This is a genomic window from Streptomyces roseus (assembly GCF_001044425.1).
Lineage (GTDB): Bacteria > Actinomycetota > Actinomycetes > Streptomycetales > Streptomycetaceae > Streptomyces > Streptomyces roseus.
Map to the genome: position 1 here is coordinate 8,895 of NZ_LFML01000098.1, position 12,700 is coordinate 21,594.

Annotated in this window: 15 protein-coding genes; 9 read left to right on the plus strand and 6 right to left on the minus strand. The window is 73.9% G+C overall.

The genetic code is table 11. The features are described from left to right. Positions 1 to 62 precede the first annotated feature (62 nt). Complete coding sequence (locus tag ACS04_RS22980) at positions 63 to 509, minus strand: hypothetical protein (protein ID WP_048478611.1); 447 nt, start codon at positions 507 to 509, stop codon at positions 63 to 65. Between the two features lie 98 nt (positions 510 to 607). Between ACS04_RS22980 and ACS04_RS22985 the strand changes: the two genes are divergently transcribed. Next, a complete protein-coding gene (locus ACS04_RS22985) occupies positions 608 to 913 on the plus strand; it encodes a hypothetical protein (protein ID WP_048478612.1) in 306 nt (101 codons plus the stop codon). 43 nt (positions 914 to 956) lie between these two features. On the opposite strand, the gene ACS04_RS22990 is transcribed toward ACS04_RS22985, so the two are convergent. After that, entirely contained in the window at positions 957 to 1,796 is an 840-nt protein-coding gene (locus ACS04_RS22990; RefSeq protein ID WP_048478613.1) for a MerR family transcriptional regulator, read from the minus strand. 62 nt (positions 1,797 to 1,858) lie between these two features. Beyond that, on the minus strand, positions 1,859 to 2,308 hold the full coding sequence (locus tag ACS04_RS38315; RefSeq protein ID WP_158977462.1) for a hypothetical protein: 450 nt from the start codon (positions 2,306 to 2,308) through the stop codon (positions 1,859 to 1,861). A 183-nt stretch (positions 2,309 to 2,491) separates the two neighbouring features. Here ACS04_RS38315 and ACS04_RS40095 point away from each other — a divergent pair, with 183 nt between their 5' ends. Further along, positions 2,492 to 2,626, plus strand: a complete 135-nt coding sequence (locus ACS04_RS40095; RefSeq protein ID WP_280921024.1) for a hypothetical protein — start codon at positions 2,492 to 2,494, stop codon at positions 2,624 to 2,626. A gap of 64 nt (positions 2,627 to 2,690) precedes the next feature. Next, complete coding sequence (locus tag ACS04_RS35425; RefSeq protein ID WP_053080907.1) at positions 2,691 to 3,428, plus strand: peptidoglycan-binding domain-containing protein; 738 nt, start codon at positions 2,691 to 2,693, stop codon at positions 3,426 to 3,428. Positions 3,429 to 3,507: 79 nt separating this feature from the next. Here ACS04_RS35425 and ACS04_RS23000 read toward each other — a convergent pair whose 3' ends face one another. Then, a complete protein-coding gene (locus ACS04_RS23000) occupies positions 3,508 to 4,251 on the minus strand; it encodes an SDR family NAD(P)-dependent oxidoreductase (RefSeq protein ID WP_048478614.1) in 744 nt (247 codons plus the stop codon). A gap of 161 nt (positions 4,252 to 4,412) precedes the next feature. Here ACS04_RS23000 and ACS04_RS23005 point away from each other — a divergent pair, with 161 nt between their 5' ends. Then, a complete protein-coding gene (locus ACS04_RS23005) occupies positions 4,413 to 5,489 on the plus strand; it encodes an RNA ligase (ATP) (RefSeq protein ID WP_048478615.1) in 1,077 nt (358 codons plus the stop codon). Between the two features lie 37 nt (positions 5,490 to 5,526). Beyond that, on the plus strand, positions 5,527 to 6,117 hold the full coding sequence (locus ACS04_RS23010; protein WP_048478616.1) for an HD domain-containing protein: 591 nt from the start codon (positions 5,527 to 5,529) through the stop codon (positions 6,115 to 6,117). Between the two features lie 88 nt (positions 6,118 to 6,205). Here ACS04_RS23010 and ACS04_RS23015 read toward each other — a convergent pair whose 3' ends face one another. After that, positions 6,206 to 6,943: an SDR family oxidoreductase gene (locus ACS04_RS23015; protein WP_048478617.1), complete on the minus strand. Its 738-nt coding sequence runs from the start codon at positions 6,941 to 6,943 to the stop codon at positions 6,206 to 6,208. A gap of 154 nt (positions 6,944 to 7,097) precedes the next feature. Here ACS04_RS23015 and ACS04_RS23020 point away from each other — a divergent pair, with 154 nt between their 5' ends. Continuing rightward, complete coding sequence (locus ACS04_RS23020; protein WP_048478618.1) at positions 7,098 to 7,973, plus strand: LysR family transcriptional regulator; 876 nt, start codon at positions 7,098 to 7,100, stop codon at positions 7,971 to 7,973. 2 nt (positions 7,974 to 7,975) lie between these two features. Here the strand turns inward: ACS04_RS23020 and ACS04_RS23025 are convergent, their stop codons facing one another. Continuing rightward, positions 7,976 to 9,286, minus strand: coding sequence for an ROK family transcriptional regulator (locus ACS04_RS23025; protein WP_048478619.1), 1,311 nt, complete (start codon positions 9,284 to 9,286; stop codon positions 7,976 to 7,978). Positions 9,287 to 9,516: 230 nt separating this feature from the next. Between ACS04_RS23025 and ACS04_RS23030 the strand changes: the two genes are divergently transcribed. The 3 genes from ACS04_RS23030 to ACS04_RS23040 are packed head-to-tail and all read left to right on the plus strand — an operon-like array spanning position 9,517 to position 12,683. Further along, positions 9,517 to 10,836 (plus strand): ABC transporter substrate-binding protein, encoded by a 1,320-nt coding sequence (locus ACS04_RS23030; protein ID WP_048478620.1) that lies wholly within the window; start codon positions 9,517 to 9,519, stop codon positions 10,834 to 10,836. 10 nt (positions 10,837 to 10,846) lie between these two features. Next, on the plus strand, positions 10,847 to 11,794 hold the full coding sequence (locus ACS04_RS23035) for a carbohydrate ABC transporter permease (protein WP_048478621.1): 948 nt from the start codon (positions 10,847 to 10,849) through the stop codon (positions 11,792 to 11,794). Next, positions 11,787 to 12,683: a carbohydrate ABC transporter permease gene (locus ACS04_RS23040; protein WP_048478622.1), complete on the plus strand. Its 897-nt coding sequence runs from the start codon at positions 11,787 to 11,789 to the stop codon at positions 12,681 to 12,683. The genes ACS04_RS23035 and ACS04_RS23040 overlap by 8 nt, the downstream gene beginning before the upstream one ends. Positions 12,684 to 12,700 lie beyond the last annotated feature (17 nt).

Sequence of the window (12,700 nt, forward strand, 5' to 3'; positions counted from 1 at the left end):
CGGGGGCGCGGGCCGGTACGGTCCGCGCCCTTGTGCGCCCCCGGAACCGGAAGCCGGGCCGGTCAGCGGGGCGCTTCCACCTCCAGGAAGCGGCGCCGGCGCGGACCCCGGTAGAGCAGGCAGCCCCAGCCCAGGGGTTCCAGGGCGGCCGCGCAGGCCGTCAGACGTTCCTGCTCTTCCTCGGCCGCGCCGCCCCCGGGCGGCCCGAGCCAGGTCACCTCCACCGTCGCGGCCCCGGCCGCACCCGGCGCCACCCGGTAGCCGGTCCGCGTACGACGGCCCTGTTCGTCCACCGCCGACGGCGGGATGCCCGCCGCCTCCAGGACGAGGGCCACGGCGCGCGCCATCCGGCTCAGCTCCCACGGGGCGGGAACCGCCGTCCCGGCCGGGCCGTTCACCAGACGCCGGATCTGCAGCATGCCCTCGTACGCCGTGCGGACCTCGGCCGCACGCGCCGCGGTGGCCGGCGGCTGCGGCCCGTCGCCGGTGGCGGGTTCGAAGGACGCCATCGCCACTCCTCCCTCCGCGACGTTCTGAGTACCTCACACCCAACGACCTGAGTATCCGCCCCGATTCCCGGCCACCGCGCCGCTGGTCGAATGGGGCCATGACCTTCGACGCCACCGCCCGCCCGCGCCGCATGCGGCACGTGACCACCGCCGGCTCCGCCCTCGCCGTGGCCCTGGTCCCGCTCGTCGTCGGGGTCCTGGTGGCCAAGGGCATCGCCGCCGATCCGCACGCCCCCGTCAACGCCCTGATCACCGGCGGCGGCCAGCGGGCCGGCCTGCCCCGCGCCGAGTGGCGCCGGCGCGGCCACGCCACGCTGCGGCGCCTGCGCACGGCCCGCCGCCTCACCGCCCGCCGCCGCCCCGACGCCTGCGCCCACGCGTGCCCGCGCCGCCCCGCCGCCTGACGCGCTGCCGGCGGCGGGCCGGTGCCCGCCCGGGGCCGCTTGCTCAGATGCCCGGCACGAGGGGTTCCTGGAGTTCCGTGACCCACGCGTCGCCGTCGTCCGGGCAGGCGAGGGTCAGCTCGCGCGCGTAACCCGCCGAGCGGTGGCCGTTCGCGTCGATCCAGCGGGCGAGCGCCTGGGAGGTGGGCAGGACCCCGTCCATCGAACCCCGGTGCACCACGGTCGCGGCCCGCTCGACCCCGGGCAGTTCCACCACCCGTACCGGGCCCCCGAGGGCCTCGGCCCGCACCGAGGCCCCGACCGGCAACCCCGCGTGAACGAGGACGGCGCCGGCCTCCGCGCCCGGTGCTTCCTCGTAGTACGCGATCGCCGGGCCGGTCGGGACCACCCCGGCGGCCTCGATCCGGCGGCAGAGCTCCTCGTAGAGCGGGCCGATGACCGGCCCGATGTCCTGCGGCTCGTAGCCGGCCGCGACCCCGGTCATCTCGACGAGCCGTACGGGCGGAAGGCTTTTGACGACGACGTCGACAGTGGACATGGATCCCTCGCTCTCAATGGTCCGGAGCCTCGTCTCGACCTGGTTCAGCCGGGCCGCCGCGGCGGCCATGGCCGACTCCAGTTCCGCCCGCCGCAGCCGCAGCATGCCGCGCAACTCCTCCGCGCCCAGCCGCTCGTCGAGGATCGACCCCACCTGGTCCAGGGTGAAGCCGAGCTCCTTGAGCGCGATGACACGGTTGAGGCGGGCGAGCTGGCCGGCCTCGTAGTGGCGGTAGCCGGTGGCGGGGTCGACACGGGCCGGGCGCAGCAGTCCGATGGCGTCGTAATGGCGCAGCATGCGGACCGATACCCGGCCGTGCTTGGCGAAGTCTCCGATGGTGAACATGACGTCCTCCAGTGCAGGCCCTGACACGGGGGGAGGGTCAAGTCCTGAGCGATTCGTGCCGGTCAGCGGCCATACTGCCGGATGCAGAGATCCACGATGGAGGGCGGTACGGACCCCTCGGCGGCGGCGCACAGCTCGTCGGAGCGGGGCGGCGGGGGCGAGGCCTGCCGGCGCGGGGTGTGCGGCTGCGCGGGCCCCGGCGGGCGCGCCCGGCGGGGCGCCGCGGGCGGTGTGGCGCCGCGTACGGTGTGCGGCCGCTCGGGGGCGGTGGGCAGGAGCGGTGCGAGCGGCGGCGTGAGCGGCGGCTGCGGGAGCTCTCCCAGCCGCAGTGGCAGAGACCGCGCAGGAGGCGCCAGGCCGGGCGCGGGCGTGGCATCGGCCGTCGCCTCGGCGTCCGCGGGCGCCGACGTGCCCCGCCCCGGCGCCGGGGCCGCCTCCTGGCCGGAGCCGAGACAGCCCGCGCTCGCGAGCAGTGCGACGAGTGACAGGGGCAGAGCCCGGCGTAACCGCATCCGCCCACCATGCCGCACGGCGGGCCGCTGGAGAGCCCGCGCTCACGCGTCCGGGTGAAGGGGCGGGGGAGTGTGCGGCCGGGGCCGCGCGGAACGGATGGATGGGGCAGATCGGACACCCGGCTTGACCCGGGCCGTCCCGGGGGGAAAGAGTGCGCCGATCACGCACTCAAGAACCACCGCATGAGCTGCACTTCGGAGATGTCTCATATGTTCGTACCGGTCCGTGAGGGGCTTGACCCCATGACCACCGCCGGCGCCCCGCAGCCGGGCACCGCCACGGGAGCGGTCCTGGTCGCGCGGCGGCGCAGGGCCTGACCGGCAGGGTGGGGGCCGACACCGCACCGCCGCGCCGGTCCCCACCCCGCCGGGAGACGAAACCGTGTCCCCCCACCCCGATGAGAGCCCGGGCGCGCCCGGCGACCGGCTGTTCGTGCGCCCGTACGTGGCCGCCCCGAGCGACCGCCCGGTCCGGTCGGCGACGCCCGCCTGGCCGCACAGCGGTCCCGTTCCCGTGTCGTTCCGCGCGCCCGGGACCCTGGACGACGACGACTTCGGGCCGACCGCTGCCGGCGCCGCTCCGGAGCGCGGCGGCCGCCTTCCGCTGGTGGCCCTGGTGCTGCTCGCGCTCATCGCGGCCGGCGGGCTGGTGTTCCTGCCGAGCGGGCCCGACCCGGAGCCCCGGCGGGCCGTGAAGGCGCCGGAGTTGTCCCTTCCGGTGCTCCCGGCGCGCAGCCCCGGAGCGGGGTCCGACACCCAGCCCTCACCCGAAGGGTCCGTACGGGCCTCGGCGCCGACGGCATCGGCATCGGCTTCGGCGTCGGCAGCGGGGTCGGCGGGACCCGCCGCGGGGCAGAGCCCCAAGCCGGCGCCGTCGAGCGGCCCCTCGGGTGCCGTCTCCCCGGGGGCCTCGGGAACGCTGCGCATGGGGGACCGGGGGCCCGAGGTGCGCGCCCTCCAGGAGCGGCTGCGCGGGCAGGGGTTCACGTACGTCTCCGTCACCGGCGAATACGACAGCCAGACCAAGCGCGGGGTCGCACAGCTCCAGCGGGACCGGGACATCAAGGGCGACCAGCCGGGGGTCTACGGCCCGGCGACCCGGGCGGCGTTCGGAGGCTGAGGCGGGAGCGGGATCGGGCTCGGGAGCGGAACCCGGACCCGGAGCCGGACCCCGCCCCCGACCCGGCGGAGGTCCCGCCTCAGCGGCCGCCCGAGACCCGCAGGATCGCGCCCGTCGTGTACGAGGCGTCCGGGGACAGCAGCCACGCCACGGCCCCGGCCACCTCCTGCGGCTGCCCGGCCCGCCCGAGCGGGATCCCGGAAGCCGCCCGGGCGGGCCGGCCGGGGTCGCCCATCGCGGCGTGCATGTCGGTCTCGATGATGCCGGGCGCCACCGCGTTGACCCGGATCCCGTCCGGCCCGAGCTCCTTGGACAGCCCGACCGTCAGGGCGTCGGTGGCGGCCTTGGTCGCCGCGTAGTGCACGTAGTCGCCGGGGCTGCCGAGCGTGGCGGCGGCCGAGGACACGTTCACGATGGCCCCGCCGCCCGAAGCCGCCATGTCGCGGGCGGCGCGGCGGCAGCACAGCAGGTACCCGAGCAGGTTCACCTCGACCACGCGCCGCAGATCCTCGGTCGAGGCGTCGGCGAGCCGGCCGAGGGGACCGGTCACCCCCGCGTTGTTCACCAGCCCGGTCACCGCTCCGAACTCGGCCCCGGCGATGTCGAAGAGCCGCTCCACGGCGCACTCCTCGGAGGTGTCGACGCGTACGGTCGCACAGCGCGCCCCGGCCGCCCGTACGCGCTCCGCCACGGCTTCGGCCGCCGCGTCGTCGCGGAGGTATCCGAGTACCACGTCATGGCCGTCCGCGGCCAGGCGCAGACAGGTCGCGGCGCCGATGCCCCTGCCGCCCCCGGTGACGACGGTGACCGGACGACGTGGCACGGGGCCTCCTGGGCGGGCGCGGCGAACGGCGAGTGGGCTGCCGGCGACGGGCGACGGGCGCGTCAGGCTAGCACCGGGAATCCGGCTGGACCAGCGCAAATGCCGGACCGCACAGTGGACTTCGTCGCCTACGACGCCGTCACATCCGAGGAGTTGCGCACATGTCGACCTTGCGGGTCACCGCCGAAGAGCTGACCGTCCACGAGCATCCGAACGCCGACGCGCTGGAGCTGGCCCAGGTGGGCCTCTACCGTGCCGTCGTCGCCAAGGGCGCCTACCGCAGCGGGGAGTTCGCGCTCTACATACCCGAACAGGCCGTGCTGCCCGCCGACCTGATCGCGGAGCTCGGCCTGACCGGCCGTCTCGCCGGAGGCTCCGCCGACCGCGTCAAGGCGGTCCGGCTGCGCGGCGAGCTGTCGCAGGGACTGGTGTGCCGGCCGCGCGCGCTGGCCGGTGTGGACCTGGCGCGGGCCGCCGCGGAGGGCGTGGACTTCGCCGAGCTGCTCGGGATCACCAAATGGGTGCCACCCGTCCCGACGACGATGAACGGCGAGGTGGAGGCGGCGCCCGAACTGCTGCCGTGGGTGGACATCGAGAACCTCCAGCGCTACCCGCACCTGTTCGAGCCGGGCGAGCCGGTCGTCCTCACCGAGAAGCTGCACGGCACGGCCTGCCTGGCGACCTACGTCGTCGACGGGGGCCGGGTGCTGGTCTCCTCCAAGGGTTTCGGCTCGAAGGGGCTGGCCCTGCGGGAGGACGAGCGCAACCTGTACTGGCGGGCGGTGCGCGGGCACGGCGTACCGGAGGTGGCCGCGAAACTGGCCGAGCGGCTGGGTGCCACCCGGATCGGAGTGTTCGGCGAGGTGTACGGCGCGGGCGTCCAGGACCTGGCGTACGGAACGGATGCCCGCACGGCCGCCACCGGGCCGGGGTACGCCGTCTTCGACGTATCGGCGGAGATCGACGGACAGGTGCGGTGGCTGGACCCGCGGGAGCTGCTCCAGGACGGTGAACTGCCCCTCGTGCCACGGCTCTTCGAAGGCCCGTACGATCTCGACGCGGTGCTGGAGCTGGCGAGCGGCCGCGAGACGGTGTCCGGCCGGTCCGTGCACCTGCGCGAGGGCGTGGTCATCCGGCCGGCGACGGAGCGCTACAGCCCGGTGGTCGGGGGCCGCGCCATAGCCAAGGCCGTCAGCCCGGCCTACCTCACCCGCAAGGGAGGCACGGAGTACGAGTGACCAGGGCGCCCGGCGGGGTCCCGGGTAGCCCGCTGCCATGGCCGACCCCGCCGGAACGCCCCGGGCCCTCGACGCATCCGCGGATCCACCACTGCGCGCATTGCCGCCCGGCGTGAGCGAGTTGCTGCGCGAGCCGGCCGCCCCGGCCCGACTGGTCGCGCACCTGCGACTGGTCCACGACGTGGCCGCCCACCTCGCCGACTGGCTGGCGGCGTACTGCCCCGGCCTGCCCTTCGCCCGCGACGCCGTGCTCTTCGGCGCGGCCACGCACGACGTGGGCAAGGCCGTCCACACCGCCGAGCTCAGCGGACCGGGCTCCGCGCACGAGGAAGCCGGGCGGGAGCTGCTCCTCGCCCGCGGCTTCACCGCGGGGCAGGCCCGCTTCGCCGCCACCCACGCCGACTGGGCGGCGCCCGGCGTCAGCGTCGAGGAGCTGCTGGTGAGCACGGCCGACAAGGTGTGGAAGGGCAAGCGCGTACCCGGACTCGAAGACCTCCTGGTCGCCCGGATCGCGGAGGCGGCGGGTACCGAGCCGTGGGCCGTCTTCCTCGACCTGGACGAGCTGCTCGGCACGATCGCCGACGGCGCCGACCGGCGGCTGGCCTTCCAGGGCGGGTTCCCGGTCTGACCGCGCAGCCCGGCGCGGCCGTTGCCGGCCCGCCTCGAACGGGGCCGGGGGCGCCGCGGACCGGCCCGCCGAGCCCGGGCGGGGGGTCTCAGACGAGTCGGGCGCCGCCGTCCACGTGCAGGACGGTGCCGGTGACGAACGGGTTGGTCATCGCGTACAGCACCGACCGCACCACGTCCTGGGGAGTGCCGGACCTCCTCGCGGGGTTGCGGTCCGCGACCCCGCGCAGGAAGGAATCCTTGTCCCCGCCGAGCCGGTCCCACGCCCCGGAGTCGATGATGCCGGGGGAGACGGCGTTGACCCGCAGGGGCGCCAGCTCGACGGCCAGCGCCTCCACCAGGAAGGACAGGGCTCCGTTGGTGGTGGCCATCACCACCCGCTCCGGGGCGGGCCGCCAGGCCGCGAAGCCCGAGAAGAAGGTGAGGGAGCCACCCTCGTTCATCCGCCCCGCCAGGTGCTTGGCGAGCAGCAGCGGCCCGAACACCTTCGCGGCGAAGGCCCGCTGGACGTCGGCGAGTACGAGATCCGACACCGGCCCGTTGGCGGGGAGGGCCGCCGTCGAGACGACGTGGTCGGCGCGGCCCGCGGCTTCGGCGAGGGCCGCGATCGACCCCTCGTCGGTGAGGTCGGTCGGCTGGATGCGCGCCGGTCCGGGCAGGGCGGCCGCCGTCGCCGACAGCCGGTCCGCGTCGGGCCCGGCGAGGACGAGCTCGGCACCGGCCGCCGACGCCGTGAGGGCCAGCGTCCGCCCGATGTGCGAGCCGGCGCCGACGACGACGAGCCGCTTGCCGTCGAGGGAGTCCTGGAAAAGGCCAGTAGTGGTCATGGGATGTCCTGGGTCGGGGGTACGGGGTCGGGGTGGTGGCCGCGGCTCCGGACCGCGGTCTTGCGAGGTCCTCGTCCTGTGCCTCCCCGACTCTGCATCCGGCGGAGCCCATACGTCCAAGACATGGTTTCTACCGCTGCCATAAGATCTGCTCATGACTACCCTGCGGCAGCTGGAGTACCTCGTCACCGTCGTCGACACCGGCTCCTTCACCCGCGCCGCCGAACTCCTGCACGTCTCCCAGCCCGCCCTGTCCCATCAGGTCCGCGTGCTGGAGCGGGATGCCGGCGGGCCGCTGCTGGAGCGGCTGGCGCGCGCGGTCCGGCCGACCCCGATGGGCCGCGCCATACTCCCGCATGCCCGCGCCGCGCTCGCCGACGCCGAACGGGCCCGGACCGCCGCCCGCCGCGCCGTGGGCCTGGACGGGGGCGAGATCCAGGTCGCCGCCGTCTACTCGGTCACCCTCGGGATCATGCTCCCGGTGCTGCGCACCTGGCACGAGAACCACCCGCAGGTACGCGTCCGCCTCATGGAGTTCCCGCACACCGACGCCCTGCTCGCCGCGATGACCGCGGGCCGCGCCGACCTCGCCGTGGGCCCCCGACCGGGCCAATGGGAGGGAACCGTAACTGAGTTGGGCGAGGAGGAGTTCGTACTGGCCGTCCCCGCGGGCGATCCGGCCCCGGACCGGGTGCGCCTCACGGACCTGGCGGACCGCTCCTGGGTGCACTACGCCCCCGGCAACGGGCTGGCCGAGGTGGTGGACCAGGCCTGTGCGGCCGCCGGATTCCGGCCGCGGGCCGCCGTACGGACCGAACAGACCGCGGCGGCGCCGCTGTTGGCCGCCACCGGGCTCGGCCCGGCCCTGGTCCCCGAGAGCGTCGTACCGGCCGGCTTCGCGGGCCGGGTGCTGCGCCCGGAGCCGCCCGTGCGCCGGATGCTGGCCGCCTACACGCGTCCGCACCCCGACCCGCTCACCACGGCCTTCCTGGACACCCTCGCCCGGCACGCGGCGGAGGGCCGCGCCTGAACTCAGGCCGGTCGGGCCGGAGATCCGGCGCGGACCGCCAGGGACGTGTGCCAGCCCGGGGGCTCGGGCTGCGCGGGGCGGGGCGCGGGGCGCCCGCCCGTGGCGAAGAACGCCGACAGCGGGAGCGTCGCCGCGCCGACCGTCACCGCGTCCGGTCCCAGGGAGCCCAGGTCGATGGTGACCCGGTCGGCGGGGTGGCGCAGGGAGTACCGGGCCGCGTGCTCCCGTACGGCGGGCAGGATGTGCGGGCCCAGCAGCAGCCCCGCCCAGCCCCCGATCAGGATCCGCTCCGGCCGGAACAGGTTGATCACGTCGGACAGGCCCGCGCCGAGGTACTCCGCGGTCTCCTCCAGCACCTCCAGGGCTACGGGATCGGCCGCGACGGCCGCCGCCAGCAGCGCCGAGAGGGCCTCCTCCTCGTCAGCGGCCCCGCCGGCGCCGCCGCCCCGCTCCGACCAGCGCTCCAGCAGGGACTCGGCCCCCGTGTACGCCTCCAGGCAGCCCAGCGCACCGCACCGGCAGCGCCGGCCCCGTACCGAGACCGTCAGGTGTCCCCACTCCAGGGGGGTGCCCGCCGTCGTGCCGCCCTCGGGCGAGCCGTCCGTGATCAGGCTGGCGCCGACGCCCGAGCCGAACAGGACGACGACCGCCTCGCGCGCGCCGCGCCCCGCACCGAACCACATCTCGGCCTGGCCGAGGGTGCGCGCGCCGTTGTCGATGATGTACGGGACCTCCGGCGGCACGGCTCCCGTCGCGCGCAGCAGCGCCTCCAGCGGGACCGCGTCCCAGCCGATCGTCTGACCGTGGACGACCGCGCCGCCCGGCGCCTCGCGGTCCACGATGCCGGGGACGCCGACACCCACCCCCAGCAGCCGGTCCGTCCCGGCCCCGGCCTGTGCGAGGACGGCGGCGATCCCGGTGCGGACGTGGTCCACGATCGGGCCGACGTCGTAACAGCCGCGCGGCTGCAGCGGCAGCTCGGCGCGGGCGAGTTCGGTCAGGGCCAGGTCGAACAGCTCGACGCGTACCCTGGTCTCGCCCACGTCGACCCCGATCATGTGGGCGCTGCCGGGGGCCACGCGCAACAGGGTGCGCGGCCGGCCGCCGTCCGAGTCGACGACGCCGGCTTCCTCCAGGAGTCCGTCCGCGACGAGTTCGCCGACCACGTTGCTGACGGAGCCGGAGCTCAGCCCGGTGGCGGGCCCCAGTTCCTGCCGGCTCATCGGCCCGCCGAAGTACAGCCGTTGGAGCACGGCGCTGCGGTTGCCGCGCCGCAGGTCCCGCACCGTACGGCCGCCACGCCCTGTGGTCATCTGGCTCCTTCCGTCCTGCCGTCCGTCCTGTCGTCGCTCGCAACATACCCTTGCGAGACCCCTTGACGCGACCCTTTCACGAGGCTTAACTCACGTCCTGAATTAAGGCCTTGAGGCGCTGGACCCCGATGCGGTGGATGCCGCCGAAGCGCTGGCGCCGAGACATTGCCACCCGGGCCGAGAACATCCGCCAGGCCTTCCCCGACCCTGCCGAAAGGGGCCGATCCGCCATGCGCAGAACCCGAGCCGCCGCTGCCGCCGTCACCGCCTCCCTGCTCGCCGCCGCCGCCACCGCCTGCGGCGGCGGCACCGCGGACTCCGGCGGCGGCTCCAACACCGCCCCCAAGGAGCTCACCTACTGGGCCTCCAACCAGGGCCCCGACCTCGCGGCGGACCAGGCGGTCCTCACCCCGGAGCTGAAGAAGTTCGAGGAGCAGACCGGCATCAAGGTCAAGCTCGAAGTCGTCCCCTGGTCGGACCTGCTCAACCGGATCCTGGCCGCCACCGCCTCCGGACAGGGCCCCGACGTCCTCAACATCGGCAACACCTGGTCCTCCTCCCTCCAGGCCACCGGCGCCCTGCTCCCGTGGAACGCCGAGAACTTCGCCGCGATCGGCGGCAGGGACCGCTTCGTGGACTCGGCCATCGGCTCGGCGGGCGCCGCCGGCCAGGATCCGGCCGCCGTCCCGCTGTACTCCATGGCGTACGCGCTCTACTACAACAAGAAGATGTTCCAGGAGGCGGGCATAGCCAAGCCCCCGGCCACCTGGGACGAGATGGTCGCCACCGGCCGGCTGCTGTCCAAGGACGGCAAGTGGGCCCTCGGCGCCGAGGGCGGCAACCTCTCCGAGAACATCCACCAGGCCTTCGTCTTCGCCAAGCAGCACGGAGCGGACTTCTTCGACGCGGCCGGAAAGCCCGCCTTCGACTCCCCGGGCGCCGTCGACGCCGTCAAGCAGTACGTCGACCTGATGGCCAAGGACAAGATCATCGCGCCGGGCAACGCCGAGTACGCCCAGAACCAGTCCCTCCAGGACTTCGCCACCGGCAAGACCGCCATGGTCCTGTGGCAGAGCGCCGCCTCCTCCTTCAAGAGCCACGGAATGAAGGAGGGCGACTGGGGTGTGGCCCCGGTCCCGGTGCCCGCCGGCGGCGCGCCCGGCACCGGCACCCACACCAACTCCATGGTCGCCGGCATCAACCTCGCCGTCTTCAAGAACACCGACAACATCGACGGCTCGCTCAAGTTCGTGAAGTTCATGACCAGCGACGAGGAACAGAAGATCCTCAACAAGACGTACGGGTCCATCCCGCCCGTCAAGGCCGCCCAGAGCGACCCCGCCTTCGCCACCGACGACCTCACCGTGCTCCGCACGACCCTGGGCACCAGCGCCGCGCCGCTCCCGCAGGTCCCGCACGAGTCCCAGTTCGAGACGGCCGTCGGCACCGCCGTCAAGGAGCTCTTCGCCGACGCCGCGGCCGGCCGCCCCGTCACCACCGAGTCGGTCAAGGCCAAGCTCACCAAGGCCCAGCAGCAGATGGCGAGCTGAGCCCGGCCCGATGAGCACCGGAAGCCGCATGTTCCCCAAGTCAGCACGCCTGCGCCGCAGTTCCCTGCCCTATCTGCTGCTCCTGCCCGCACTGGTCCTCGAACTGCTCATCCATCTGGTCCCGATGGTCATGGGCATCCTGATGAGCTTCCGCCGGCTGACCCAGTTCTTCATCCGCGACTGGTCCCGTGCCCCCTGGACGGGCCGGGACAACTACGAACTCGTCCTGGACGTCAACCGGCCGGTCGGCGAAGCCCTCTTGCGCTCCTTCCTCACCACCTGCCTCTTCACCCTGCTCTCCGTCGGCCTGTGCTGGCTGCTGGGCACCGCGGCGGCGGTGTTCATGCAGGAGAGCTTCCGCGGCCGCGGCCTCCTGCGGGCCCTGTTCCTGGTCCCGTACGCCCTGCCCGTCTACGCGGCCGTCATCACCTGGGCCTTCATGTTCCAGCGGGACAACGGCCTGGTGAACCACGTCCTCCACGACCAACTGGGCCTCGGCGGCGCCGATCACACCTTCTGGCTGCTCGGCGACAACAGCTTCTGGGCCCTGCTGACCGTCTCCGTCTGGAAGGGCTGGCCGTTCGCCTTCCTCATCGTGACCGCCGCCCTCCAGAACATCCCGGGCGAGCTGTACGAGGCCGCCGCGCTGGACGGTGCGGGCATCTGGCGGCAGATCCACCGGATCACCCTGCCCTCGGTCGGAGCGGTCAACCAGGTGCTGGTCCTCGTGCTGTTCCTGTGGACCTTCAACGACTTCAACACACCGTTCGTGCTGTTCGGCAAATCGGCCCCCGAGGCGGCCGACCTGGTCTCCCTCCACATCTACCAGTCCAGTTTCGTCACCTGGAACTTCGGCACCGGCTCGGCCATGTCCGTGCTGCTGCTCCTCTTCCTGCTGCTGGTCACCGCCGGGTACCTGCTCGTCACCACCCGCGGACGGAGGAACGAACATGTCTGAGCGCCCCGGCACCAACCCCGGCCCCAGAAGCGGCCGCCGGTCCTCGCCGCCGGCCCCGCCCCCCTCCTTCCGCGTCATCCGCGCCGTCTTCCTCACCCTGCTCTCCGGCTTCGTGCTGCTGCCCGTCTACGTGATGGTCACCAGCTCCCTCAAGCCGCTCCAGGACGTCACGGGCCGCTTCCGCTGGATCCCCAGCGGACTCACCCTCCGCCCCTACATCGACATCTGGCACACCGTCCCGCTCGCCCGGTACTTCGTGAACTCCCTGATCGTGGCGGGCGCGGCCACCGCCGCCTCCGTCGTCATCGCCGTCTTCGCGGCCTACGCGGTCAGCCGCCACCGCTTCCGCGGCAGGCGCCTGTTCACCGTCACCGTGCTCTCCACCCAGATGTTCCCCGGGATCCTCTTCCTCCTCCCGCTGTTCCTGATCTTCGTGAACATCGGCAACGCCACCGGGATCGCCCTCTACGGCTCCCGCGGCGCGCTGATCCTGACCTACCTGACCTTCTCCCTCCCCTTCTCCATCTGGATGCTCATCGGCTACTTCGACTCGGTGCCCCGCGACCTCGACGAGGCGGCCACCGTCGACGGCTGCGGCCCGATCGGCGCGCTCCTGCGCGTCGTGGTCCCGGCCGCCGTCCCCGGCATCGTCGCCGTCGCCGTGTACGCCTTCATGACCGCCTGGGGCGAAGTGCTCTTCGCCTCCGTCATGACGAACGACACCACCCGCACCCTCGCCGTCGGACTGCAGGGCTACTCCACGCAGACCGACGTCTACTGGAACCAGATCATGGCCGCCTCGCTCGTCGTCAGCATCCCCGTCGTCGCCGGATTCCTGCTGCTCCAGAAGTACCTGGTGGCCGGCCTCACGGCGGGAGCCGTCAAATGACCCCCTCGGCAGGAGCC